Raw genomic sequence first — 23,330 nt, 5'->3', positions numbered from 1 at the left:
GCGCGCCCGTTCCGCTCCCGGCTCACGCCACCGACGTGTAGTGCGAAGCGTCGCCCTCGAGGGATTCGCTCGCCCGGCCGTCGATGCCGACCGGGATGTCGCCGGCCACCGTCACCCGGTTGAGGCGGCGGGGCAGGCCGTCGTAGTTGTCGATCGCGTAGTGCTGGGTGATCCGGTTGTCGAACAGCACCAGCTGGTTCGGCTCCCACGGCACCCGCACGACGTTCTCCGGCCGCGTGACGTAGGACTGCAGCAGCCGCAGCAGATCACGGGACTCGCCGGCCGACAGCCCTTCGATCCGCTGGGCGAACCCGCCGATGTACAGCCCGCGCTCGCCGGTGACCGGGTGCACCCGCACCACCGGGTGCACGGTCCGGTACTTGCGCGAGACGAACTGGGCGCGCCGCGTCTTTTCCTTCTCGTCCACCGTTTCCGGCGGCTGGACGTAGTCGTAGTCGTTGGTGTGCACCGCGCGCAGCGTGTCGGCGAACGCCCGCAACGGCTCCGGCAGGTCGCGGTAGGCCGCCGCGGAGTTCGCGATCAGCGTCTCTCCGCCGTACGGCGGCACCACGAGGCTGCGCAGGGTGCTGGCCTTCGGCGGGTTGAGCACGAAGGTGACGTCGGTGTGCCAGTGGTTGGCGCGGCCCTGCTCGCTGTCGACCGGCAGGATCGTGGGCGCGCCTTCGACGGCGGGCACCGTCGGGTGGGCCTTGGTCAGTTCGCCGAAGCGCGCGGCGAACCGCTGCTGTCCTTCGTCGTCCAGCTCGACGTTCCGGAACACGAGCGCCTTGTGCTCGTGCAGCGCGTCGGCCAGGAACGCCACCTGCGTGGCGTCCAGATCGCCGGCGGGGTCGACGCCGACGATCTCGGCGCCGATCCGGCCGGTGATCTTGCGGACGTCGGTGCTGATCGTGGTCATGCGGGCTCCTTCACTCGGGTGCGGTGGACGGGACGCGCGAGGCCGTAGTGCTCGCGCAAGGTGGTGCCGGTGTATTCGGTGCGGAACAGCCCGCGCCGTTGCAGCTCGGGGACAACGAGGTCGACGAAGTCGTCGAGCCCGCCCGGCAGGGTCGGTGGCATGACGTTGAAGCCGTCCGCGGCGCCGCCGGTGAACCAGGCCTCCAGCTCGTCGGCGACCTGGACCGGGGTGCCGGCGAAGACGCGGTGCCCGCGCCCGCCGGCCAGCCTTTCCAGGAGTTGCCGGATGGTCAGGTCCTCGCGCCGGGCCAGGCCGACAACAAGCTCGAACCGGCTCTGGCCGCCCTCGGTGAAGCTGCCGACGTCCGGCAGGGGACCGTCCAGCGGGTAGCCGGTGACGTCGTGGTCGAGCATCTTCGACAGCTGCCGCAGCCCGTAGTCCGGGGTGATCAGCGCGTTCAGCTCGGCCTCGCGCTCGCGGGCCTCGGCTTCGGTGCGGCCGAGGATCGGCGAGATGCCGGGCAGGATCTTGAGCTCGTCCGGCGAGCGGCCGTAGCGGGCGAGCCTGCCTTTGACGTCGTCGTAGAACGCCTTGCCCTCGGCGAAGGTCTGCTGCGCGGTGAACACGGCTTCGGCGTGCCGGGCGGCGTACTCCTTGCCGGTTTCGGACGACCCGGCCTGCACGAGCAGCGGGTGGCCCTGGGGTGGGCGTTCGATGTTCAGCGGCCCGCGGACCTGGAAGTGCGCACCGTCGTGCTCGATCGGCCGGATCCGGTCGGTGTCGGCGTAGACCCCGCTCGCCCGGTCGACCAGCGCCGCGTCGTCTTCCCAGCTGTCCCACAGCTTCTTGACCACCTCGACGAACTCCTCCGCCCGGTCGTAGCGCGCCGCGTGCGCCGGCCGCTTGGCCAGGTTGAAGTTGCGGGCCTCGTCGATGCCCGCCGAGGTGACGATGTTCCAGCCCGCGCGGCCGCCGGAGAGGTGGTCGAGCGAGGCGAACTTGCGCGCCAGGTGGTAGGGCTCGTTGTAGGTCGTCGACGCGGTCGCGATCAGTCCGATGTGGACCGTCGAGGCGGCGAGCGCCGAGAGCAGTGTCAAAGGTTCGAAGTGGCTGTGGGAGTTGTGCTTCACGTTGCCCCACAGCGCGACGCCGTCGGCGAGGAACAGCGAGTCCAGCTTGCCGCGCTCGGCCGTGCGGGCGATGTCGACGTAGTGCTGGAGCGTCCGGGCCCGGTGCGGGTCGGTCGACGGGTGCCGCCAGGCGGCCTCGTGGTGGCCGTTCGGCATCACGAACGCGTTGAGGTGCATCATGGCTTCTCCTTGGGGCGCCAGGTCGAGAACCGCCGTTCGAGGACGACGAAGCCCTGGTTGACGAGCACTCCGAGCACCGAGACCGCGATGATCCCGGCGTACATCTGCTGGATCTGGAAGTTCACCTGGCTGGTGTTGATCAGGTAGCCGAGGCCGGCCTTCGCGCCGACCATCTCCGCGGCCACCAGCACCAGGATCGAGTACGACGCCGCCATCCGGATGCCGGTGAACACCGTCGGCACCGCCGACGGCAGGATCACCTTCCGGAACAGCCGCGGACTGGCCAGGCCGAGCGAGCGTGCGGCCTTGACCAGCAGCGGGTCCACGGTGTTGACCCCGGCGATCGTGTTGAGCAGCACCGGCCACACGCAGGCGTAGACGACCAGGGTGACCTTCGACAGCTCGCCGATGCCCAGCAGCAGCGTGAAGACCGGCAGCAGCGCCAGCGCGGCGGTGTCGCGGGCCAGCTCCAGCAGTGGCTGCAGGAACCGCGCCACCGGCCGGTACCAGCCGATCAGCAGCCCGAGCGGCACCGCGACCACCACGGCGATCGCGAAGCCGGCGGCCGACCGGCCGACGCTGGCCAGCAGGTGCTCGGCGAGCTGGCCGTCGAGCGTCAGCTCCCAGAGGGCCTGCAGGTCTTCCGACAGCGGCGGCAGGAAGGTCCGCGTGCCCTCGTCGAGGACGAACCGGGGGAGCAGCTCCCAGAGCGCCACGAACAGCACGACCGCGGCCGAGCCGTGCACCGCGCGGGTGAGCTTCTTCGTGAACCGCCGCGGCCGGGGCGGCTCGGGCGGGGGTCCGGTGTGGACGGACGGCGCTTCGAGGGTGGTGGTCATCCGACCGCGCTCCGTTCGTGTTCGGCCGCCTTGCGGACCTCGTCGTGCAGCAGTTCCCAGAGCCGGTGGCGCTGCCGCCCGAACGCCGGGTCGGAGCGGACGTCCCCGGCGCTGTCGGCACGGTCGCCGAGCTCGACGTCGACGACGGCCTTGAGCCGACCGGGCCGCGACGTCAGCACGGCCACCTGCTGCCCGAGGTAGACGGCTTCGTCGATGCCGTGGGTGATGAACACGATCGTCTTGCCTGTCCGGCGCCAGATCCGCAGCAGCTCGTCCTGCAACTGCTCGCGGGTCTGGGCGTCGAGGGCGGCGAACGGCTCGTCCATCAGCAGCACGCCCGGGTCGTAGGCGAGGCTGCGGGCGATCGCGACCCGTTGCTTCATCCCGCCCGACAGCTCGTGCGGGTAGCGGTCCTCGAAGCCGGAAAGCCCGACCAGGGCGAGGTATTCGCGGGCTCGCTCGGTCCGTTCCCGCTTCCCGAGCGGCCCGCCTTCGAGCCCGAACTCGACGTTGGCACGAGCGGTGCGCCACGGGAACAGCGCGTACTGCTGGAACACGACGCCGCGGTCGAGACCGGGGCCACGCACCGGCTCGCCGTTGATGAGGACTTCACCGGACGTCGGGGTGGCGAGCCCGCCCAGGAGGTCGAGCAGCGTCGACTTGCCGGAGCCGCTCGGCCCGACGAGGGACAGGAACGTGCCTTCGGCGACGTCGAGCGAGACGTCGTCGAGCGCGGTGAGCTCGCCGAAGGTCTTGGTCACCGAGCGGAGGCTGATCTTGGCGGTCACTTCGCCGCCGCCGGCGCGCCGTCGCGGTAGGGGTTGAACTCGTTGGTGTAGAGCTTCCCGGTGGTGATCCGATCGCCCTTGATGTAGTCCTGCTGCTTCAGCCACGGCTCCCACAGTGTGTAGTCCTGGTCGGAGATGAGACCGCCGTGGGTGACGCCGACGCTCTTCCAGTACTTGAGGGTGTCGGTGTTCTCGTTGCGGCCGCGGGCCTGGATGATCTGGGTGAACCGGGCGATCACCTCCTCGCGCGGGGTCGTCCGCTCCCACTCGATGGCGCGGGCCACGGCGGAGACGAAGATCTTCGTGGTCTCCGGGTTCTTCTTGATGAAGTCGGTGCGCAGCACGTACGGCCCGCCGTTGTACGGGCCGAACGCCTGCACGTCGCTGAACAACGAGCGCACGCCGCCGGCGGCAAGAGCGTGGTCCTGCAGGATTCCCTGCAGCGCGGCGACGTCGAGCTGGCCGTTGCGCAGCGCCTGCTCGGCGTTCACCGGCGGGATGACGACGAGCTGCACCTGCTTGATCTCGTCGTCGGAGAGGCCCTGGCGCTTCAGCCAGGTGTCGAGCGCGGCTTCGAGGTTCGCGCCGGCGGTGTTGACGCCGACCTTCTTGCCGATCAGGTCGCGGGCGGTCCGGATCGGACTGTCCTCTTTGGTGTAGAAGCCGATGAAGGCCTTTTCGTCGGAGCCGTAGTAGTTGACGACGGCCTTGACCGGCGCCCCGGCTTCGACGAGCTTGACCACCGCACCGGTGAAGGCGCCGCCGAAGTCGGTCTGGTCGGTGGCCGCGGACTGGATGTCCTGCGGGCCGCTGATCGTGTTGCCGACCCACTTCAGCTTGACCGGGCCGAAGTAGCCCAGGTCCGCGGCGAGCTCGGGCAGGGTCACGGAGTTCGCGCTGCCCTGGTAGCGCAGTTCGAGTTTCTCGGGTTGCCCGGGCGCACCGGTGGCCGTCGCCGACGCGCAGCCGGACAGCAGCACCGCGGCCACGGCGAGGAGGGGCAGGATCTTCTTCACGGCGGGGCTCTTTCGGCTCGGGAGTCGGCACGACGCGGCCACCGGCCGAAACGGCCGGCGGGCTCGCCGGTGGGGATACGGCAATTCTTCGCAGCCCCGGCGAGGGTGGTCAACTTTGCGAGTTTCTGAAATAACTGCGGCGCTTCACGAAGCGTGGGACAACCGCGTCAGCAGCGGACCGAGCGGATCTTCGTAGAGCACGTCCAGCAGCACCGCGCCACCCGCCGTCGCCAGTTCGGTGCCCGGGAAGCTTGTCGCCACAACGGTTTCCTCGGGATCGGCGCAGCCGCGGGACCGTGTGCGGACCTCGTCCCGGATGGCGGGAAGGCAGCCGGGCAAGCGGGCTACACTCTGGTCGACCACCACGAGCACGTCCGGGTTCAGCACGTCCAGCAGCAAGGCCGCGGCCTGGCCGATGAGCCGCGCGCGGTCGTGGAACACCCGCACCGCCGCGGATTCGCCGGAGGCGGCGAGCGTGAGCAGGTCCGGGAAGTCCGGTCGCGCGATCAGGCCGCTTTCCGCGGCTTTGCGCGCGAGCGTTCCTTCCGAGACGGTGGCTTCGAGGCAGCCGGTGCGCCCGCAGCGGCACGGCTCCGTGCTGTTGTCGACCGGCAGGTGGGCCACGGCGCCCGCGGCCGAGCGGGGCCCGTGGTGCACCGTGTCGCCGGTGGCGAACGCGGCGTCGACGACGTTCCCGGCGAACAGCTGCACCACACTGTCCCGGGCCCGGGGGTGACCGAAGAGCCGTTCCGCGTGGACGAGCGCCCGCGCGTGGCCGTCCACTTCCACCGCCAGCCCGGTGCTTTCGGTCAGCAGGTCGCGCACCGGGACGTTGCGCCAGCCCAGCAACGGGTGTTCGACCACGGTGCCCGACTCGCGGTCGACCCAGCCGCCGGTGGCGACACCGAGGCCGAGCGGCTCGCGGTCCGGCGCGTGCCCGAGCAGCAAGTCGTCGAGGATCTCCGCGGCGCGTGCGAGCAGGTCTTCGGCGGCCAGGCCGTCGTGCGGTTCTTCGTGCTGCACCAGGACGTTCCCGCGCAGGTCGAGCAGCGCGACCGTCGCGTGGTGCACGGCCAGGTGCAGCGCGCCGACAACATGGCGTCCGGTGTCGAGGTCGACCGGCACGTGCGGCCGCCCGACCCCGCGGCGTGGTTCGGCGCCGGAAAGCTCGCGCAGCAACCCGAGGCGCGCCAGGTCGGCGGTGTGCCCGGTGACCGCGGCCGCGGACAGCCTCGTCCGCCGCGCGATGGTGCTGCGCGCGATCGGCCCTGCGTCGAGCACCGCGCGCAGCACGGCACTCGCGCTCGCACTGCGCCGGGCGCCGCGTGCGTCCGTCCTCTGTGGACCGTCGGCCCCCGGCGTCATGGACCGATCGTGGCAGATGCCGCGACGCGAGCCCAGCGTGCCCAGGATGCAGGACTTGACGCATACCCATATGGGAATATGATGGGCGCGTGGCACGAGCGGCAACAACGACGGACACGTTCAACGCGGTCGCCGAACCCCGGCGGCGGCAGATCCTCGACGTCCTGAGGGGCGGTGAGCGGTCGGTCGGCGACCTCGTCGACGCGCTCGGGCTGGCCCAGCCGCAGGTGTCGAAGCACCTGCGGGTGCTGCGGGAGGTGGGTGCGGTGGACGTGCGCGACGAAGGCCGCCAGCGCGTCTACCGGCTCAACGGCGCCGCGCTGAAACCCATCCACGACTGGGTCAAGCACTACGAGCGGACGTGGTCGGAACGCTTCGAGCTGCTGGACGACGTGCTCGAAGACCTCAAGGAACAGGAGTGCTGACATGGTGGCGACGAGCAGTGCGAAGATCACCCTGCCGACCGACGAACAGATCCTGATCACGCGCGAATTCACCGCCCCGAGACACCTGGTCTACCGCGCGTGGACCACACCGGAGCTCGTGAAGCGCTGGTGGGCCGGCCACCGCGGCACGACCACGGACGTCGAGCTGGACCTGCGGCCCGGCGGGCGCTGGCGTTACGTGATCCGGGCGAACCCGGGTTTCGAAGTCGCGTTCCACGGTGAGTACCGCGAAGTCGTGCCGGACGAGAAGATCGTCTACACCGTGGTGTTCGAGGGTGCGGACCCGTTGCCCGAAGCCGATGTGCCGGTCGACACCGTCACGTTCACGGCCCTCGACGGTGATCGCACGGTGGTGCACCTGCTGACGCAGACGACGAGCAAGGAACTGCGGGACGTCATCCTCGAGTCCGGCATGGAGGTCGGCATGCAGGAGCAGATGACCATCATCGAGGAGCTGGCGAACTCCCTGCGCTAGCCCGCAGGAACCGCTCGCCCGTCTTCGCCAGTTCCGCGGCCAGCTCCGGGGCGTCGAGCACCTCGAAGTCCACTTCGAGCAGCCCGAGGTACAGCGCGAGCATCTGCGCGTTGTCGGACCCGACCTCCGCGACGCAGCGGTCGGGCGCCTCGGACGTCACCTCGACGGCCAGCGGGAGCCGGGCCCGTACGTGCTCGGCCGAGGCGTGCAGCCGCACCTTGGCGTGGAACCGCCAGGTCGCCGCGCCCGCGCTGCGCTGCACGAACTGCGCGACGTCACCCTCCGGCGGTTCACGCGGCGCGAAGCGCGGGCCGTTCGGCACCCGCGGTGTCATCCGGTCGACGCGGAAGGTGCGCCAGTCGTCCCGCGTGGTGTCCCAGGCGACGAGGTACCAGCGCCGGCCCCAGCTGACCAGCCGGTGCGGCTCGACGTCGCGGCGGCTCGCCGCCCGGTCGTGGCTGGTGTAGTCGAACCGCAGCCGCTCCCCGGCCCGGATCGCCGCCGCGATCGTGGTCAGCACGTCGGCGTCGACGGCCGGGCCGGCGCCGGGCACCGCGACCGTCGCGGCCTGCAGCGCCTGGACCCGGTGCCGCAGCCGCGACGGCAGCACCTGTTCCAGTTTGGCCGAAGCCCGCACGGACGTTTCCTCGATCCCGGCGACTCCTGCGGCCGTCCGGAGCCCGACCGCGACGGCGACCGCTTCGTCGTCGTCCAGCAGCAGCGGCGGCAGCTGCGCGCCCGCGCCCAGCCGGTAGCCGCCCTGGACGCCGGGGGAGGCCTCGACGGGGTAACCGAGGTCCCGCAGTTTGCCGATGTCGCTGCGGACGGTGCGCGGGGTGACACCGAGCCGCCCGGCGAGGTCGGCGCCGGTCCAGTCGCGCCGCATCTCGAGCAGCGACAGCAGCCGCAGCAGGCGGGCGGAGGTCTGCAACATCTTCCGAGGATCGCACGAATCGCGGAAGGAAGTCTTCCGCAATGGCTCCTACCGTCCTTCCCATGACGAATCAAATCCGCCCCTTCCGCATCCGGATCCCGCAGGCCGAGCTGGACGACCTGCACCGGCGCCTCACCGACGCCCGGTTCGCCGACCCCGTGCCCGGCGACGAGCCGGACTGGTCCCGCGGCATTCCCGCCGCCGTCGTCCGGGAGCTGGCCGAGCACTGGCGCGACGGTTACGACTGGCGGGCGCAGGAGGCAGCGCTCAACGCGTTTCCGCAGTTCACGACCGTGATCGACGGTCAGCCGATCCACTTCCTGCACGTCCGGTCGACCGACCCCGGCGCGGTCCCGCTGCTGCTGACCCACGGTTATCCCAGCACTTTCGCCGAGTTCCTCGACGTGATCGGACCGCTGACCGAGCCGGGGCCGGACGCGTTCCACGTTGTGGTGCCGTCGCTGCCCGGCTTCGGGTTTTCGACGCCGCTGAGCGGACCCGGCTGGGAGCTCGCCCGGACCACGGACGCGTTCGCCGAGCTGATGACCCGCCTCGGCTACGACCGGTTCGCCGCGCAGGGCGGCGACATCGGCGCGGGTGTCACCGGACGGCTGGCCGCGCTGTATCCCGAGCGTGTCCTCGGCACCCACGTGAACAGCGATCGCGGCACGATCGCCCTGGCCGGGGAGCAGCTGCCGATGCCGGAGCACCTGACCGTCACCGAGCAGGCCGAGCTGGACGCGGCCCGTGCAGCGTGGAAGGCTGGCCGCGGGTACCTGGACCTGCAGTCGCACACACCGGAGACGATCGCGGCGGCGCTCACCGACTCGCCGGTCGGGCAGCTGGCCTGGCTCGCGGAGAAGTTCGAGGCCTGGACGAACCCGGGAAGCGGGATCAGCCGTGACCGGCTGCTGACGACCGTCAGCCTGTACTGGTTCACCCGCAGTGGCGCGACGGCGGCCCGGTTCCTCTACGAGGCCGCCCACGCCGGGCACGGCTGGCTCGCGGCATCGGACGTGCCGGTGGGCTGGGCGGTGTTCAACACCTCCCCGGTGGTCCGCCGGATCATGGACCCGGACGAGAAGATCGAGCACTGGTCTGACTTCGCCGAGGGCGGCCACTTCGCGGCGATGGAAGCGCCCGAGCTGCTCGTGGCCGACATCCGCGCGTTCTTCCGTAAGCTGCGGCCGTGACGGTCCTGGGGCAGCGCGCGCTCAACCGCGCGCTGCTCGCGCGGCAGCACCTCCTCGGCCGCGCGGAGGTGCCCGCCACCGTGCTGCTCGGGCACCTGGTCGGCATGCAGGCGCAGGCGCCGCTCGCACCGTACGTCGGGATGTGGACGCGGATTTCCGGCTTCCGGCCGGAAGAACTGGCCAAGCTGACCGCTGATCGCGACGCTGTGCGTGGGCTGCTGATGCGGGGAACCGTCCACCTCGTCCTCGCCGAAGACGCCCGGATTCTGCGGCCGCTGGTCCAGCCGGTGGTGGCCGCCGGGTTCACCGGGCACTTCGGCCGCCTGATCGGCGACGCGGACCTGGACGCCGTCGCGAGGGCCGGGCGGGAGCTGCTGGCGGAGAAACCACGCACCCGGCGGCAGCTGCAGGATCTACTGGCCGAGCGGTGGCCCGAGCACGACGCCGTGGCGCTCTCCTACGCCGTCAGCTACCTGGTGCCGACCGCGCAGGTCACGCCCCGCGGCGTCTGGGGCGCGACCGGACCGGCCACGCTGACGACCCTCGAAGGCTGGCTCGGCCGGGCGCTGGCGGAGAAGCCGTCACTCGAGGACGTCGTCCGGCGGTACCTCCGCGCGTTCGGCCCGGCGTCGGTCGCCGACGTCCAGACGTGGTCGGGGCGGACAAAACTGCGCGAGGTCATCGAGCCGATGGGCCTCCCGACGTTCCGCACCGAAGCCGGTGACGTGCTGTACGACGTCGAAGGCGGCTTGCTGCCGGACCCGGAACTCCCGGCGCCGGCACGGTTCCTGCCGGAGTACGACAACGTCCTGCTCTCGCACGCCGACCGGGCCCGGGTGCTGCCGCCCGGGCGACGCGTCCCGCTGCCGCCGGGCAACGGCGCGTCGCGGGGGACCGTGCTCGTGGGCGGGTACTACCGCGCGGACTGGCGGCTGCAGAGCACCGGCCTGCACGTCACGCCGCACGACGACCTGCGCGAGGAGGAGCGCGCGGACGTCGTCGAGGAGGGCAGGCGGCTGCTGGAGTTCCTCGACGCGGGGGACACGGACGTCCGGTTCACCCAAAGCTGACCGCCGAACCGCGCGGTTGAGCCAGAATCGGCGGGTGCAGTTCGCCATCCTCGGGCCGGTCGAAGCCCACCGTCCCGACGGGACCCCGGTCGCCCTCGGCGGCCCGCAGCTACGCGGGCTGCTCGCGCTCCTCGCCCTCGAAGCCGGGCGGATCGTCAGCGCCGAGCGGCTGATCGACGGGCTGCACGGCGAGCACCCACCCGAGGGCGCCGCCGAGGCCCTGCAATCCCAGGTGTCGCGGCTCCGGCGGCGGCTGCGGGACGGCGGCGCTCCCGACGGCCTGGTCGAGTTCACCCCCGCCGGGTACCGGCTGGCCGTCGACCCGCTGGCCGTCGACGTCCACCGGTTCGAGCGGCTCACCGCCGAAGCCCGGGAGACGCCCGATCCGGGCACCAAACTGGCGCTGTTCGGCGAGGCGCTCGCGCTGTGGCGGGGGCCGGCGCTCGACGGGCTCGCGGACCCGCCCCGCGCGGCCCGGCTGGCCGAGCTGCGCCTGGCCGCGACCGAGGACCGCGTCGAGGCCGGGCTTGGGCTGGGCCACCACGAGCGGCTGGTCGCCGAACTGCGTGAGCTCACCGGCGAACACCCGTTGTGCGAACGGCTCGCCGCCCAGCTCGTCCGGGCGTTGCACGGCAGCGGACGCTCTGCCGAAGCCCTTGCCGTGTTCGCCGAAATCCGGGACCGGCTGGCCGACGAGCTCGGCGCCGACCCGTCACCGGAACTCGCGGACGCGCACGTCGCCGTCCTCCGGGCTGCCGCCCCCGCGCCGGCCCGGCGGGTTCCGGTGCCGCTCACCGGGTTCGTCGGCCGGACCGAACTCGGCCGGCTCATCGCGGCGCTGCGTGACGCCCGGCTCGTCACGCTCGTCGGGCCGGGCGGAGCCGGCAAGACCCGGCTCGCCGTCGAAGCCGCGTCCCGCGAAGGCGAAGTGTGCTTTGTCGAACTGGCGACGACGACCGACGTCCCACGAGCCGTGCTCGCCGCGCTGGGCCTGCGTGAAGCGGGCGTGCTGGCACCCGGTGCGCCGGCGGACCCGGCCGACCGCCTCGTCACCGGGCTCGCCGACCGGCCGTTGCTGCTGATCCTCGACAACTGCGAACACGTTGTCGCCGGGGCTGCCGCCCTCGTCCGGCGGCTGCTCGGCGAGTGCCCCGGCCTGCGTGTACTCGCCACCAGCCGGGAAGCGCTGGGCCTGACCGGGGAAACCCTGGTGCCGGTCGGAGCGCTCCCGGCGGAAGCGGCGGAGCAGCTGTTCACCGACCGCGCCGCGGCGGTGGCTCCCGGTGCCGCGCTGGACGCGAACGCCGTCACGCGGATCTGTGCCGCCCTCGACGGGCTCCCGCTGGCGATCGAGCTGGCCGCCGCCCGGCTGCGGTCGATGTCCGCGGACGACGTCGCCGCCCGGCTCGGTGAGCCCTTCCGGCTGCTGTCCCGGGGCGAACGGACCGCCGAGCCGAGGCACCGGACCCTGCGCGGTGTGGTCGAATGGAGCTGGGACCTCCTCGATCCGGACGAGCAACGGCTCGCCGCCCGGTTCGCGGTGTTCACCGGCGGCGCCCGGCTCGACGCGGCCGAGCGCGTCTGCGACGTCCCCGACGCCGACTTCGTGCTCACCGGCCTGGTCGAGAAGTCCCTCGTCGAGTTCGCCGGCGGCCGGTACCGGATGCTCGAGACCATCCGCGCGTTCTGCGCCGAACAGGGTGACGACCGTCGCGAGGCGCACGCGAAGTACTTCCTCGACTTCGCGCGCGCAGCCGAGCCGAAGCTGCGCAGTGCCGATCAGCTCACAGCGCTGGCGGAGCTGACCGCCGAGCACACGAACCTCCACGCGGCGCTGCGCTGGAGCGTCGAGCACGCGCCGGACCTCGCGCTGCGGCTCCTGGCGGCGCTGACGTGGTACTGGTGGCTGCGCGGACTGCGGAGCGAGGCGACGCCCTTTGCGGACGCCGTCCTCGCCGCGGTCGGGCCCGAGCCGCCGGCGGGGATGACCGAGGAGTACGTCCTGTGCGTGATCCACGCGTCGGCCACCGACGTCGAGATCGAGCCGATCCTCGCCGGGTACGCCGGCCCGCTGCGGCACCCGTACCTCTTCCTGCTGTGGGCGTTTTCCCCGCGCACCAAGGTGAAGGAGGGTGAACGGCTCGCCGGTCTGGTCGGCGGCGACGCCTGGTCGCGCGCGTTCACTCGGATCGGCGACGGGCTCGGCGCGCAGTACCGCGGGCGGATCGCCGAAGCCGGGGCGCACTTTTCGGCGGCGCTGGACGGGTTCCGCGCTCTTGGTGACCGCTGGGGCGAGGCGAGCGCACTGGAGAAGCTGGCGGAGTTCGCGGACTGGCGCGGGGACCACGCGCGGTTCCGCGCGCTGATGGACGAGTCCGTCCGGCTGGCCGGCGAGCTGGGTGCCGGCGAAGATGCGGCGGACCTGCTCTGCCGCCGCGCCGACGGGGTGCTCCGGGCCGGCGACGCGGCGGCGGCCAAGGCCGACTACGAAGCCGCCGCCGAGCAGGCCCGCGCGGCGGGAACGCCGCTGATGCTCGCCCGGGCCCGCGGCGGGCTGGGCGAGATCGCGCGGCGTGCGGGTGACCTGGCCGCGGCCCGGCGCTGGTACACCTCGGCGCTCGCGCTGGCGGTCGACCCGGTGACCGGCGGGGAGACGCGAATCCGGCTCCACACCGGCTTCGGCTGGACGGCGGCCGCCGAGGGTGAGCTCGACGAGGCGACCGAGCTGCACCAGGAGGCCCTGGCCACGGCGATGGAGCACACGAACCTGCCCGGAGCGGCCCAGGCGATCGAGGGCTTGGCGGGAGTGCTGGCGGGCCGGGCCGAGGACGACCGGGCCGCGTTCCTGCTCGGCGCCGCCGTCGGACTGCGCGGAGCCCCGGTTCTGGGCGACACCGACGTCGCCGCGGTGACGGCGCAGGTGCGGGCGCGCATCGGTGCGGAAGCCTATGCCGCAGCGTTCGAGCGTGGCCGGGAAATGCCGCCTGAGCAGGCCCTTCAGGAGTTCGGTCAGCGGCGGTTCGCGCTCGGTTCGTGAGCGGTCAGCGGCCGCGCCCACAGTTCGGGGCATGACGAAGAGCATCCTGATCTCCGGCGCCAGCGTCGCCGGCCCCGCCCTCGCTTTCTGGCTGCAGCAGCACGGTTTCCGCCCCACCGTCGTCGAGCGGGCCCCGAGCCTGCGCGAAGGTGGTTACAAGGTCGACATCCGCGGTGTCGCCGTCGACGTCGTCCGCCGGATGGGCCTGCTGGAGCAGGTGCACACGGCGAGCACCGACATGCGAGGAGCGGCGTTCGTGAACAAGCGCGGCAAGGAGCTCGCGACGCTCGACGCCGACACGTTCGGCTTCCGCCACGGCGACGACACCGAGATCCTGCGCGGCGACCTCGCGGAGATCCTCTACTCGGCGACCCGGGACAACACCGAGTACGTTTTCGGCGACTGGATCACCGGCCTCGACGAGCGCCCGGACGGCGTCCACGTGACGTTCGCCAATGGCGCCCCGCGCCGGTTCGACTTGGTCGTCGGCGCCGACGGCCTCCACTCCGGCGTCCGCGCGCTGGCGTTCGGCCCGGAGGAGGACCACCTGCGCCGGTTCGACGCGTACATCTCGATCTCGACCGTGCCGAACACGCTCGAGCTGGACCGCTGGGAGCTGCTGCACTCGGCGGCAGCGGGCAAGATGGTCAACGTCTACAGCACCGCCCGCGCCGACGACGCGAAGGCCGCGTTCTGGTTCACCGCACCGCCGCTGTCCTACGACCGCCGTGACGTCGAGAGCCAGAAGGACCTGGTCGCCGGCCAGTTCGCCGGCCTGGGCTGGGAAATCCCGGAGCTGCTCGAGGCGATGCGCGAGGCAGACGACTTCTACTTCGACCCGGTGTGCCAGATCGTCATGGACCGCCTGTCGGCCGGCCGCGTGACCCTCCTGGGCGACGCGGGCTACTGCGCATCCCCGGCGTCGGGCCAGGGGACAAGCCTGGCCCTGGTGGGCGCATACGTCCTGGCGGGCGAGCTGGCCGCGGCTTCCGGCGACCACTCGGCGGCGTTCGCGCGGTACGAGGCGGAGATGCGGCCGTACATCGAGAAGAACCAGGCCCTGGCGAAGACGGCGTTGCGCGGGATCATCCCGCAGTCGCGGGCGTTCGCTTGGTTCAACACCCGGATGATCAAGCTGATGCCGTACCTCCCGGGCCGCAACCGCGTCCTGGAGCAGATGTCCCGCCCGATCCGGGAAGCGGCGAATGCCTTGGTGCTGAAGGATTACTCGCTGAGTGCAGGGGGTCGTGTCTCCAGTTCATGAGCGAGTGCCGCCCGACGGATTCGGCGCTCTTGTGCTCGCGGCGGATCTGGTCGTCGTCCATATCGGACGGGTACCCCCGGTGATCGCGGGTACTCCCGGGTCAGGAGGTGGTCCCATGACCCAGGAGTTCCGCAAAGGCGACCGCGTCCGCTGGGACGCGGGCAACCAGAGCTCGGTCGGCACCGTCGAGGAGAAGATCACCGGGGATACGCACGCCGGCAAGCGTGATGTGAAGGCGTCGGCGGAGGAGCCGCAGTATCTCGTGCGAAGTGAGAAGTCCGGGAAGACCGCCGTGCACCACCCGGACAAGCTGCATCCCGCCTAGAGGACGGCGCGCACCTTTGCCGAGACCTCCGCCAGCTCCTCGCGGGACCGCACACGCCAGTCGGCGTCAAGGACGAAACCGTCGCCCGCATGGCGGGGGATCACGTGCAGATGGACGTGGGGGATCTCCTGGCCCGCGGCCGTGCCGTCGGCCAGGAACAGGTTGATCCCCTCGCAGCGCAGGTCCGTGCGCCGCAGCGCGGCCGCGAGTTTCTGGGCGATGGTGAACATCCGGCCGCCCGCTTCAGGCGGGAGCTCGGCCAGGTCCGCGTGGTGCGCGCGGGGGAGCACCAGCAGGTGGCCGGTGGTCACCGGGCACAGGTCGACGATGCCGACGAACTCGTTGTCCTCGTGCACGAACGCCGCCGGGGCGCGGCCGGTGCTGATGGCGCAGAAGATGCATTCGCCGTCGGACGTCGTTGCGGGGAGACGGGGACGCTCAGCCATGCGAGTGACCCTAACCGGGCGATCATCGCGCGGTCAGGTGGTTTTCCGCCCAGACCGCGAACGACGTCAGCGGAATGCCGAGAGCCCGCGCGAACTCGGGCCGCGCCGGGTGACCGACCTCGTTCTGCCACTCGTGCCGCACGGCGAACGGGGGCGCGCCGGCGGCGATCGCCTCCTCCGCCGTCATGTCGGGTGCGGTCAGCTCGACGCCGAGCACGCGGGACAGCACCTCGGCGATCCGCTTCATGGTCATCATCTCGCTCGCGAGCTCCAGCTCGACCCGGTGGAAGCGCGCGGGATCGGCGAAGGCGGCCGCGGCCGCGGCGCCGATGTCGGCCACCGCGACCAGGCTCAGTTCGGTGCCCGGCTTGATCGTCGTCACCAGGCGGCCGTGGGGCAGGAGGAACGACGGCGGCAGGAAGTTCTCCATGAAGAACCCCGGCTTGAGCAGCGTCCAGTGCTCGAACCCGGCGTCGCGGACCCGGTCCTGGATCGCCGTCTTGGTCTCCAGGTAGTGCTCCATCGAAGCCCAGCGGCCCTCGGCCCAGCCGGGCACGGAGCGGTGCTGCCCGGCGCCGGACACCGACGTGTGCACGAACTGCGCCACGCCGGCCGCCCGGGCGGCGTCGACCAGGTTGCGGCCCTGGACCTGCTCGGAGTCGCCCTCCAGGTTCGTCATGTCGGGCATCTGGACGGAGAAGACGCCGCGCACACCTTCCAGCGCGGGGCGAAGGGAGCCTGGGTCGTAGAGGTCGCCGGTGACCAGTTCGGCGCCGAGCGCCTGGATCGCCCGGGCTCGCTCGGACGCGGGATCGCGGACCAGCGCGCGGACGGGGACACCCGCCGCGAGGAGGGCGCGGGCGGTGGCGCCGCCTTGTTTGCCGGTGGCGCCGGTGACGAGGACAGGGGACACGGGTGCTCCTCGGACAGCTAAACGGCGGGGTCCGCCATTTCGTGTCCGCTACACTAGCCGCTAAGTGGCGGGCCCCGCCACTTCCTGTCCGGAGGTGAGCCATCCCGCGGTCCGATGCCCGGCGCAACCACGAGCGCATCCTCGCCGTCGCCGAGGCGGAGGTCGCCGCGCACGGCGCCGACGCCTCACTGGAGCAGATCGCCCGCACGGCCGGCGTCGGCTCGGCCACGGTGCGGCGCCACTTCCCGAGCCGGCAGGTGTTGCTGGAGGCCGTGTTCCGGCAGCAGGTCGACGCACTGGCCGCCCGCGCGGATGAGCTGGCCGCCTCGGCGGACCCCCGGACGGCGCTGCTCGACTGGCTCGCCGCCTTGACGTCCTACGCGGCGACGGCGCGCGGCCTGGCCACCGCCCTGATCCGCGACGACTCCACCACGGAGCACGCGCACGCTTGTTCGGTGCAGCTGACCGAGGCGGGAGAACCGTTGGTGCGCCGGGCGATCGAGGCGGGCGCGGTCGGCGAGGAAGTGACGCCCGAGGACTTGATCGCGGTGGTGACCGGGATCGTGCTGGCGACCGAGCACGGCCACGACCCGGCGAGGGAGGCTCAGCGGCTGCTCGCCCTGGCGGTGAAGGGAATCAGTCCGTGACGGTGTCCACGCGGGTCAGCCAGTGGTGCAGCGCCCACCAGGACCGCACGGAGTCCAGGACGTTCGCGCCGGCGTTTTCGGTCAGCGACAACGGGGTCAGCTCGGCGAGCCGGTCGAGGCGGTAGCGGACCGTGTTCGGGTGCAGGTGCAGTGCTTCGGCGGTCGTCCGGAGCCGTTGGCCGTGGTCGAGGTAGGCCAGCGCGGTGGCGGCGAGCTCGTGGTGGAACGGGTTCCCGGGGTCGAGCGCGCCGAGCAGGTCCGCGGTGAGCAGGTCGCCGAGCAGCGGCTGGGCCGTCAGCGCGATCTCACCCGCGAGCGCGGTCAGGTCGTGGTAACCACGCCGGTGCTGTGCCGCGGCGGTCCGCAACGCCGCCGCGCAGAGCTGGTGGATCTCCCGCAGTGCGGGCAAGGCGGCGGCGGGCGCGGCGATCAGGAGCACGCCGGGGGCGAGCGTGAGCCCGCCCGGCGGCCGCGCGGCCAGGCCGGTGAGCCGGCCCTCGACCAGCCCGTAGACACCACCGAACTCCAGCAGCGCCTGTTCGACCGCGCGCGCCTGGGCCGGGTCGCTGACGTCGGACACCACGCAGTGGTACCGGCCACCGGGACGCAGGCCCGCGCGGTGGAGTTCTTCGGGCGCGGGCGGATTCCCCGCCCCGGGCAGCAGCAAGGTGCGCAGCAGCTGGGTGCGCGCGTCGCGCACGGTGCGCGAGAGCTGGAGTTCGGCGGCGTGGTACCCCTTGACGATGTGGCGTTCCAGCGCGCCGGTGTAGCGCTCGGCGTCGAGGACGGTCTCGAGGATGACGTCGTCGGGCACCCCCGCGGCCCGGCAGCGTTCGACGGCGACGCGCGCCGCGAGCGTGCGCCCGGCCTGGACCCCGCGCAGCAGGTCGGTCAGCGGGACACCCTGCGCGGCGCGGTCGGCTCCCAGCGTCTCCGCGGTGGTGTAGTCGTCCCGCGAGGCGGAATCGGGGTTCGCCGTCGCCCGGAGCGCGGCGCCGAGCAGCACCTGGATGTGCCGCCGGTTCTCGGCCGCGGGCAGGCGCGCGACCGCGGGTGACTGGCTGCGCGCGGCCTCGACCAGTTCGTCCAGCACGGCCTCGTCCGCGGCCATCGCGTCGAGCACCTGCCGGAGCAGCGGCGTCGCCGGCACCGAACCTCCCGAACCCGTTGTGGCCCAGCCACAACGGCACACCCGCGACGTTGGGCGGACGGCCCTACCGGAAGAGCTCCCGTGCGCGGTTATCGTGGTTATACCGGACAGTAACCCCTCTACCTCGCGAAAGCCACCGAGTGCTTCGCGGGGTTGTTGCCGCACCTCTTCAGCGTCGAAAGGTGTCTCCCGTGCACATCTCCCCGACAGGTGGCAGGACCCGCCGACGGCGGTCGTACCTCTCGCGCCTGGCGATTCTCGTGTCCGCCGCCGTCCTGCTGACGACGGGCGCGGCGGTGCCGGCGACCGGCGCGCCCGCGGCCCTGCGGGAGGTGATGTTCGTCGGCAACAACTGGGAAGGGACGGCCGACGTCATCCAGTCCCGCGGGTCCTTCGCCCGCATCGGGCGGGTGAACATCATCCCGGACAAGGACGACCGGCTGCGGGAGATCTACCTGAACCCGATCAAGCTGGCGTTCTTCCTCGGCATCCGCAGCGGGCCCGGCGAGGGGCACGACCAGTTCGTCGACGACATGTACACCACACCGGACGGCGCTTCGGTGGTCGCGTCGCGCCCGAGCTTCGCCGATGTCGTGTCGATCAGCCTCACCACCGGCCGGGTCAACTGGCGGTTCCCGGTGTCGGGGTTCCGCTCCGACCACATGGCGGTCTCCCCGGACGGGCGCCGCGTCGCGGTCTCCGCTTCGACGTCGAACACCGTGCACGTGCTGGACATCGTCACCGGGCAGCAGGTGGGCTCGTTCGCCACCGGGGACAAGCCGCACGAGAACGTCTTCACCGACGGCGGCCGGACCCTGTGGAACATGTCGATCGGCGAGGTCAACACCGATCTCGACGACCCGGGGTGGGACTTCACGAAGGGGGACCGGCGCATCACCGTCGTCGACGCCGCGACCTTCCGCCAGGTCAAGGTGATCGACATGCGGCCGCGGCTCGACGCCTTCGGGCGGCGGGACCTCTCGGACGCGGTGCGGCCGGTCGCGTTCACCCCGGACGAGTCGAAGCTGTACTTCCAGGTGTCGTTCTTCAACGGCTTCCTGGAGTACGACGTGGCGGCCGACCGCATCACGCGGCTCAAGGAACTGCCGAAGAACCCGGCGACGAGCGACGACCGCACCACCTTCGTCAACGACTCGCGCCACCACGGCATGTCGATGAGCCCGGCGGGGGACAAGCTGTGCGTCGCGGGGACCATGGACGACTACGCCACGGTCGTCGACCGCGCATCCCTGCAGCAGGGCACGCTGGTGCCCGCCGTGAAGCCGTACTGGGCGACGGTCAGCGGGGACGGCAGCGCGTGCGTGATCTCCGAGGCCGGCGCGGACCAGGTCACCGCGATCTCCTTCGCGACCGGGCAGAAGCTGCTCTCGGTGCCGGTGGGCGACCACCCGCAGCGGGTCCGCATCGGGCACGTGCCCGAAGGCTGGACGGGCCCGGCGAGCTCCTGAGCCCGCGCGGAGCGGCGGCCCCCGGTCCGCCGCTCCGGCGGGTCAGGCGATGTCGAAGGCGATCGTCAGCCACTCCCGGACTTCGTCGTCCACATCGGACACTTCGCGCAGCTTCAGCTGGTGCCCCACCCGCGGCCCGCTCGCCCAGCGCGCCGGGGCGATCCGCGCCGTCTCCACCGGATGCGGCAGCCACAGGTACACCAGGACGTCGCGGGAGCGCGGCCGCAGCTCGGCGAGCTTCCGGTCGCGCTTGAGGAACACCCCGACCTTGACGGCGTCCTCGTGGACCTCGCCCAGGGTGCGCAGGTGCCCGACCACCGCGTCGTAGACCGCGCGCTGCCACGGGGCGCGCCCGGCGAACGTCTCGTCGACCGTGCTGCCCGGGACGCAGGTGTGGCCCTGGCGGGCGCGCGCGAACTCGCGGTCGCAGCGCGGGCACGTCCAGCGGGTCGGCATGCCGTCCAGGATGGCACTCACAGCGGGTGGGGACCGAGCGCGGGGATCGTGGCGGCCGCGTGCACCAGCCGCCGCGCCGCCGCGGCCGCGGCCTTTCGCTGCGCCGGCGGCAGGCGGTCCAGCAGTTCGCCCAGCGCGGCGTGCCGCCGGTCGAGCACCTGCGCCACCAGTTCGTGCCCGGCCGCGGTCACCTCCAGGGTGACGACGCTGCGGTTGCGTGGTTCGCGGCCGCGGGCCACGTAGCCGAGGGCCTCCAGCCGGTCGGCCAGCCGGGTCACCGACGACGCGTTGACCCCCATCGCCGCCGCCAGCCGCGAGCTGGGGACCCGGCCGAGGCGATCGAGGATGAGCAGCAGGCGCGTCTGCGGGAACGAGACCTCGGGCGGCGCCGCGTGCGCGCATTCCCAGGCGATCCCGACCAGGACCAGGGTGAGACCGTCCAGGGCCTCGACGTCCGGATCGGCCCCGGGGGCCGCGTCCTCAAGGGTTTGCATGAAGCAATACTTGCCATCCGCAAGAGCATCGGTCAAGATGGGGCGCCCCGGCTCTCGTCCGGGTCCTCCGGCCGGATCGGCCGCCCATCTTCGTGTCTCCACTATGGACTGTGGAAAACCGTTGGCGTGCAAGGAAAATATTCCGTGATCCGGTGAACTCCGCCGCGACGGGAGCCGTACTACCCCGTACAGGCACTTGTCGCCAGAAGGAGGAACGATGCCGGATCACCGTGGCATGACGGCCAAGGCCAGGGCTCGGACCGTGCTGGTCGTCGTGGCCACACTCGCCGTGGTCGCCGCAGGCTCGGTCATGGTGCTGAAAGCGAGCGCCCAGACCGCCCCCGGGTCGACGCAGGCGCAGGTCCCGGCCTACGGGCACAACATGGCGGGCATGCAGCCGGGGTCGGCCGCCGAAGCGTCCGCCGCCTCCGCGGGCATCGCCGGCGCCGGACCGGTCACCGACCTCGACAAGACGTTCCTGGTCAAGGTGCGGCAGGCGGGGCTGTGGGAGATGCCCGCCGGTGACCTCGCGCAGACCCACGCCAGCAGCGACGCCGTGAAACGCGCCGGACTGCACCTGCTGGACGGGCATTCCCACCTCGACCAGCTCGTCCGCGAGGACGCGAAGATGCTCGGCGTGCAGCTGCCCGACCAGGCCAGTGCCGAACAGCAGGGCTGGGTCCGGCAGCTGACCGCCGCGCAGGGCCTCGAGTTCGACAAGCTGTTCGTGAACCTGCTGCGCGCCTCGCACGGCAAGATCTTCGCGACCATCGCCGAGGTCCGCGCGGGCACGCAGAACGACGTCATCCGCCGGCACGCGACGCAGGCGAACCAGACCGTCCTCGACCACATGAACGTCCTGGAGGACACCGGTCTGGTCGACACGGCCACCCTGCAGGACGTCGCGAACACCGTGAACCCTAAGTGAGCGAGCTGCCCGCCAGGTACCGCTGCACCGTCGGCGCAATCTCTGCGACGACCTCGGCCTGAGTCAGCGCGACCACCGGGGGCAGCCGCAGGACGTATCGCGTCAGCGCCAGGCCGAACAGCTGGCTCACGACCAGGCCGGCGCGGCGGGGGGCGTCGGCCGGTTCGCCGAACCGCAGCACCGCCGGGGTGACCTGGCCGGCGAACACGCTGCGGATCTTCTCGACCACGGCGTCGTCGGCGACCGCGGACCGCAGCAGCGTCAGCAGGATCTCGTCGGTCGGCGGCTGCTCCCAGAGAACCAGGAACTGCCGGGTCAGCAGCTCGCCGACGGTGCCCGGGTCGGCCTCGGCCAGGTCGGGCAGGTCGAGCTCGACGTCGACGGCCGCCGCGAACAGGCCGTCCTTGCTGCCGTAGTAGCGCATCACCATCGACGGGTCGATGTCCGCGTCGGCGGCGATCGAGCGGATCGTCGCGCGGCGGAAGCCGTCGGCGGCGAACCGGCGGCGCGCGGCGTCGAGGATGGCCGCCCGGGTGGCGTCGGACCGGCGAGGAGCGGGCTCGTCACTCATGTCAACAAGTGTAGGTCAACACTTGTTGACAAGCCAGCGGCGGCGTGCCTACAGTCGATGCCAACAGTTGTTGGCAAACGCTTGGAGGCATCCGCCATGACGACTCAGCTGCCCACCCGGACCGACGTCCTCATCGCCGGCGCCGGCCCCGCCGGGCTCGCCGCCGCGATCGCGCTGGCCGAGGCCGGGGTCGACTTCGTCCTGCTGGACCGCCAGGCCGAGGGCGCGAACACGTCCCGGGCCTGCGTGATCCACGCCCGCACCCTGGAGGTGCTCGCCGAGCTCGGCGTCACCGAACGGCTGAAGGAGCTGGGTGTCGTCGTCCCGACGTTCACCGTCCGCGACGGCGCGACGGTGCTCGCCAAGGTGGAGTTCGGCGGCTTGCCGACCGACTACCCGTACACGCTGATGGTGCCGCAGGACCGGACCGAGGCACTGCTGCTCGAGCGGCTGCGCGAGGCGGGCGGCGACGTGCACCGGCCGTACCGGGTCACCGCGATCGCGGGGGACGACACCGGTGTGACGGTGACCGTCGAGGGTGACGGCCGGACGGGCGAGGTGCGGGCGCGCTACGTCATCGGCGCCGACGGCATGCACAGCACCGTGCGGGAGCAGGCCGGGATCGGGTTCACCGGCGCCACCTACGGCGAGTCGTTCGTGCTCGCCGACGTCCGGATGAGCTGGCCGCTGGCCCGCGAGGAGGTCAGCCTGCACCTGTCGCCGGAAGGGGTCACGGTGGTCGCCCCGCTGCCCGGCGCGGACGACCGCTACCGCGTGGTCGCGACGGTCGCCGAAGCGCCCGAAAAGCCGGGCATCACCGACATCCAGTCCATTGTGGACGCGCGGGGCCCGGAAGGGGCCCGGAGCCGGGTCACCGAGGTGCTGTGGAGCTCGCGCTTCCGCGTGCACCACCGCGTCGCCGACCACTACCGCGCCGGTCGTGTCCTGCTGGCCGGCGACGCCGCCCACGTCCACAGCCCGGCAGGCGGGCAGGGCATGAACACCGGCATCCAGGACGCGGTGGCGCTCGGCCGCCTGCTGGCGCGGGTCGTCGGCGGCGAGCCGGACACCGTCCTCGACGGCTACGAGCGGACCCGCCGCCCGATCGCGACCGGCGTGGTGGCGTTCACCGACCGCATGACGCGGATGGCGACGCTGCGTCCCCGCCCGGCGCGGGTGCTGCGCAACACGGTGATGAAGGCGGCCTTCTCACTGCCGCCGGTGCGGGCGAAGCTGGCCTACCAGCTGGCCGAGCTGGCGGCCCGCTGAGCCGGG

Annotated in this window: 24 protein-coding genes; 11 read left to right on the top strand and 13 right to left on the bottom strand. The window is 72.1% G+C overall.

The window, feature by feature from the left end; genetic code table 11:
- Window positions 1-22: 22 nt before the first annotated feature.
- From ACIA5G_RS11115 to ACIA5G_RS11090, 6 genes are all read right to left on the bottom strand, one after another.
- Window positions 23-919, bottom strand: a complete 897-nt coding sequence (locus ACIA5G_RS11115; RefSeq protein WP_395922438.1) for a TauD/TfdA dioxygenase family protein — start codon at window positions 917-919, stop codon at window positions 23-25.
- On the bottom strand, window positions 916-2,229 hold the full coding sequence (locus tag ACIA5G_RS11110; protein ID WP_395922437.1) for an LLM class flavin-dependent oxidoreductase: 1,314 nt from the start codon (window positions 2,227-2,229) through the stop codon (window positions 916-918). The genes ACIA5G_RS11115 and ACIA5G_RS11110 overlap by 4 nt, the downstream gene beginning before the upstream one ends.
- Window positions 2,226-3,068 (bottom strand): ABC transporter permease, encoded by an 843-nt coding sequence (locus ACIA5G_RS11105; RefSeq protein ID WP_395922436.1) that lies wholly within the window; start codon window positions 3,066-3,068, stop codon window positions 2,226-2,228. The genes ACIA5G_RS11110 and ACIA5G_RS11105 overlap by 4 nt, the downstream gene beginning before the upstream one ends.
- A complete protein-coding gene (locus ACIA5G_RS11100; protein WP_395922435.1) occupies window positions 3,065-3,856 on the bottom strand; it encodes an ABC transporter ATP-binding protein in 792 nt (263 codons plus the stop codon). Before ACIA5G_RS11100 ends, ACIA5G_RS11105 begins: the two co-directional genes overlap by 4 nt.
- Complete coding sequence (locus ACIA5G_RS11095; RefSeq protein WP_395922434.1) at window positions 3,853-4,872, bottom strand: ABC transporter substrate-binding protein; 1,020 nt, start codon at window positions 4,870-4,872, stop codon at window positions 3,853-3,855. Before ACIA5G_RS11095 ends, ACIA5G_RS11100 begins: the two co-directional genes overlap by 4 nt.
- Before the next feature lie 144 nt (window positions 4,873-5,016).
- Window positions 5,017-6,237: an ROK family protein gene (locus ACIA5G_RS11090; protein ID WP_395922433.1), complete on the bottom strand. Its 1,221-nt coding sequence runs from the start codon at window positions 6,235-6,237 to the stop codon at window positions 5,017-5,019.
- A gap of 89 nt (window positions 6,238-6,326) precedes the next feature.
- On the opposite strand from ACIA5G_RS11090, the gene ACIA5G_RS11085 reads away from it, so the two are divergent.
- On the top strand, window positions 6,327-6,662 hold the full coding sequence (locus tag ACIA5G_RS11085; RefSeq protein WP_395922432.1) for an ArsR/SmtB family transcription factor: 336 nt from the start codon (window positions 6,327-6,329) through the stop codon (window positions 6,660-6,662).
- A 1-nt stretch (window position 6,663) separates the two neighbouring features.
- Window positions 6,664-7,158: an SRPBCC family protein gene (locus tag ACIA5G_RS11080; protein WP_395922431.1), complete on the top strand. Its 495-nt coding sequence runs from the start codon at window positions 6,664-6,666 to the stop codon at window positions 7,156-7,158.
- On the opposite strand, the gene ACIA5G_RS11075 is transcribed toward ACIA5G_RS11080, so the two are convergent.
- Entirely contained in the window at window positions 7,127-8,092 is a 966-nt protein-coding gene (locus tag ACIA5G_RS11075) for a helix-turn-helix transcriptional regulator (protein WP_395922430.1), read from the bottom strand. The genes ACIA5G_RS11080 and ACIA5G_RS11075 overlap by 32 nt on opposite strands.
- Window positions 8,093-8,154: 62 nt before the next feature.
- On the opposite strand from ACIA5G_RS11075, the gene ACIA5G_RS11070 reads away from it, so the two are divergent.
- The 5 genes from ACIA5G_RS11070 to ACIA5G_RS11050 all read left to right on the top strand — a co-directional run bounded on the left by ACIA5G_RS11070 (window position 8,155) and on the right by ACIA5G_RS11050 (window position 14,981).
- The gene (locus tag ACIA5G_RS11070) at window positions 8,155-9,285 is read left to right on the top strand and encodes an epoxide hydrolase family protein (RefSeq protein WP_395922429.1); all 1,131 of its coding nucleotides are present in this window, start codon (window positions 8,155-8,157) and stop codon (window positions 9,283-9,285) included.
- On the top strand, window positions 9,282-10,355 hold the full coding sequence (locus tag ACIA5G_RS11065) for a winged helix DNA-binding domain-containing protein (RefSeq protein WP_395922428.1): 1,074 nt from the start codon (window positions 9,282-9,284) through the stop codon (window positions 10,353-10,355). The genes ACIA5G_RS11070 and ACIA5G_RS11065 overlap by 4 nt, the downstream gene beginning before the upstream one ends.
- Window positions 10,356-10,389: 34 nt before the next feature.
- On the top strand, window positions 10,390-13,392 hold the full coding sequence (locus tag ACIA5G_RS11060; RefSeq protein ID WP_395922427.1) for an ATP-binding protein: 3,003 nt from the start codon (window positions 10,390-10,392) through the stop codon (window positions 13,390-13,392).
- Between the two features lie 31 nt (window positions 13,393-13,423).
- Window positions 13,424-14,656, top strand: a complete 1,233-nt coding sequence (locus ACIA5G_RS11055; protein WP_395922426.1) for an FAD-dependent monooxygenase — start codon at window positions 13,424-13,426, stop codon at window positions 14,654-14,656.
- Window positions 14,657-14,771: 115 nt separating this feature from the next.
- Window positions 14,772-14,981, top strand: coding sequence for a DUF2945 domain-containing protein (locus ACIA5G_RS11050; RefSeq protein WP_395922425.1), 210 nt, complete (start codon window positions 14,772-14,774; stop codon window positions 14,979-14,981).
- Here the strand turns inward: ACIA5G_RS11050 and ACIA5G_RS11045 are convergent.
- A complete protein-coding gene (locus ACIA5G_RS11045) occupies window positions 14,978-15,427 on the bottom strand; it encodes an HIT family protein (RefSeq protein ID WP_395922424.1) in 450 nt (149 codons plus the stop codon). The two genes, ACIA5G_RS11050 and ACIA5G_RS11045, sit on opposite strands and share 4 nt — an antisense overlap.
- A gap of 22 nt (window positions 15,428-15,449) precedes the next feature.
- Window positions 15,450-16,340 (bottom strand): NmrA family NAD(P)-binding protein, encoded by an 891-nt coding sequence (locus tag ACIA5G_RS11040; RefSeq protein WP_395922423.1) that lies wholly within the window; start codon window positions 16,338-16,340, stop codon window positions 15,450-15,452.
- Window positions 16,341-16,441: 101 nt separating this feature from the next.
- Between ACIA5G_RS11040 and ACIA5G_RS11035 the strand changes: the two genes are divergently transcribed.
- Entirely contained in the window at window positions 16,442-16,987 is a 546-nt protein-coding gene (locus ACIA5G_RS11035) for a TetR/AcrR family transcriptional regulator (protein ID WP_395923504.1), read from the top strand.
- Here the strand turns inward: ACIA5G_RS11035 and ACIA5G_RS11030 are convergent.
- Window positions 16,977-18,137 (bottom strand): helix-turn-helix domain-containing protein, encoded by a 1,161-nt coding sequence (locus ACIA5G_RS11030; protein ID WP_395922422.1) that lies wholly within the window; start codon window positions 18,135-18,137, stop codon window positions 16,977-16,979. The two genes, ACIA5G_RS11035 and ACIA5G_RS11030, sit on opposite strands and share 11 nt — an antisense overlap.
- Before the next feature lie 260 nt (window positions 18,138-18,397).
- Between ACIA5G_RS11030 and ACIA5G_RS11025 the strand changes: the two genes are divergently transcribed.
- Window positions 18,398-19,606 (top strand): YncE family protein, encoded by a 1,209-nt coding sequence (locus ACIA5G_RS11025; RefSeq protein WP_395922421.1) that lies wholly within the window; start codon window positions 18,398-18,400, stop codon window positions 19,604-19,606.
- Window positions 19,607-19,648: 42 nt separating this feature from the next.
- On the opposite strand, the gene ACIA5G_RS11020 is transcribed toward ACIA5G_RS11025, so the two are convergent.
- Both ACIA5G_RS11020 and ACIA5G_RS11015 read right to left on the bottom strand, forming a co-directional pair.
- On the bottom strand, window positions 19,649-20,062 hold the full coding sequence (locus ACIA5G_RS11020; protein ID WP_395922420.1) for a DUF5655 domain-containing protein: 414 nt from the start codon (window positions 20,060-20,062) through the stop codon (window positions 19,649-19,651).
- Between the two features lie 17 nt (window positions 20,063-20,079).
- Complete coding sequence (locus tag ACIA5G_RS11015; protein WP_395922419.1) at window positions 20,080-20,556, bottom strand: MarR family winged helix-turn-helix transcriptional regulator; 477 nt, start codon at window positions 20,554-20,556, stop codon at window positions 20,080-20,082.
- A gap of 217 nt (window positions 20,557-20,773) precedes the next feature.
- Between ACIA5G_RS11015 and ACIA5G_RS11010 the strand changes: the two genes are divergently transcribed.
- On the top strand, window positions 20,774-21,484 hold the full coding sequence (locus ACIA5G_RS11010; RefSeq protein WP_395922418.1) for a DUF4142 domain-containing protein: 711 nt from the start codon (window positions 20,774-20,776) through the stop codon (window positions 21,482-21,484).
- Here ACIA5G_RS11010 and ACIA5G_RS11005 read toward each other — a convergent pair.
- Window positions 21,477-22,055 (bottom strand): TetR family transcriptional regulator, encoded by a 579-nt coding sequence (locus tag ACIA5G_RS11005; protein WP_395922417.1) that lies wholly within the window; start codon window positions 22,053-22,055, stop codon window positions 21,477-21,479. The two genes, ACIA5G_RS11010 and ACIA5G_RS11005, sit on opposite strands and share 8 nt — an antisense overlap.
- 96 nt (window positions 22,056-22,151) lie before the next feature.
- Here ACIA5G_RS11005 and ACIA5G_RS11000 point away from each other — a divergent pair, with 96 nt between their 5' ends.
- Window positions 22,152-23,324 carry an FAD-dependent monooxygenase gene (locus ACIA5G_RS11000; RefSeq protein WP_395922416.1) on the top strand — a complete coding sequence of 391 codons (1,173 nt, stop codon included), beginning with the start codon at window positions 22,152-22,154 and terminating at the stop codon, window positions 23,322-23,324.
- Window positions 23,325-23,330: the final 6 nt, after the last annotated feature.

This window comes from Amycolatopsis sp. NPDC051758 (assembly GCF_044453095.1).
Lineage (GTDB): Bacteria > Actinomycetota > Actinomycetes > Mycobacteriales > Pseudonocardiaceae > Amycolatopsis.
Note: the sequence above shows the minus strand (reverse complement) of the source record. Positions and strands in the feature narration are given on the sequence as shown.

Excerpts from the sequence above, each read along its gene's own strand:
- ACIA5G_RS11115 (WP_395922438.1), bottom strand. The coding sequence starts at position 919 with ATGACCACGATCAGCACCGACGTCCGCAAGATCACCGGCCGGATCGGC.
- ACIA5G_RS11110 (WP_395922437.1), bottom strand. The coding sequence starts at position 2,229 with ATGATGCACCTCAACGCGTTCGTGATGCCGAACGGCCACCACGAGGCC.
- ACIA5G_RS11105 (WP_395922436.1), bottom strand. The coding sequence starts at position 3,068 with ATGACCACCACCCTCGAAGCGCCGTCCGTCCACACCGGACCCCCGCCC.
- ACIA5G_RS11090 (WP_395922433.1), bottom strand. The coding sequence starts at position 6,237 with ATGACGCCGGGGGCCGACGGTCCACAGAGGACGGACGCACGCGGCGCC.
- ACIA5G_RS11080 (WP_395922431.1), top strand. The coding sequence starts at position 6,664 with ATGGTGGCGACGAGCAGTGCGAAGATCACCCTGCCGACCGACGAACAG.
- ACIA5G_RS11075 (WP_395922430.1), bottom strand. The coding sequence starts at position 8,092 with ATGTTGCAGACCTCCGCCCGCCTGCTGCGGCTGCTGTCGCTGCTCGAG.
- ACIA5G_RS11070 (WP_395922429.1), top strand. The coding sequence starts at position 8,155 with ATGACGAATCAAATCCGCCCCTTCCGCATCCGGATCCCGCAGGCCGAG.
- ACIA5G_RS11055 (WP_395922426.1), top strand. The coding sequence starts at position 13,424 with ATGACGAAGAGCATCCTGATCTCCGGCGCCAGCGTCGCCGGCCCCGCC.
- ACIA5G_RS11050 (WP_395922425.1), top strand. The coding sequence starts at position 14,772 with ATGACCCAGGAGTTCCGCAAAGGCGACCGCGTCCGCTGGGACGCGGGC.
- ACIA5G_RS11045 (WP_395922424.1), bottom strand. The coding sequence starts at position 15,427 with ATGGCTGAGCGTCCCCGTCTCCCCGCAACGACGTCCGACGGCGAATGC.
- ACIA5G_RS11020 (WP_395922420.1), bottom strand. The coding sequence starts at position 20,062 with ATGCCGACCCGCTGGACGTGCCCGCGCTGCGACCGCGAGTTCGCGCGC.
- ACIA5G_RS11015 (WP_395922419.1), bottom strand. The coding sequence starts at position 20,556 with ATGCAAACCCTTGAGGACGCGGCCCCCGGGGCCGATCCGGACGTCGAG.
- ACIA5G_RS11010 (WP_395922418.1), top strand. The coding sequence starts at position 20,774 with ATGCCGGATCACCGTGGCATGACGGCCAAGGCCAGGGCTCGGACCGTG.
- ACIA5G_RS11005 (WP_395922417.1), bottom strand. The coding sequence starts at position 22,055 with ATGAGTGACGAGCCCGCTCCTCGCCGGTCCGACGCCACCCGGGCGGCC.
- ACIA5G_RS11000 (WP_395922416.1), top strand. The coding sequence starts at position 22,152 with ATGACGACTCAGCTGCCCACCCGGACCGACGTCCTCATCGCCGGCGCC.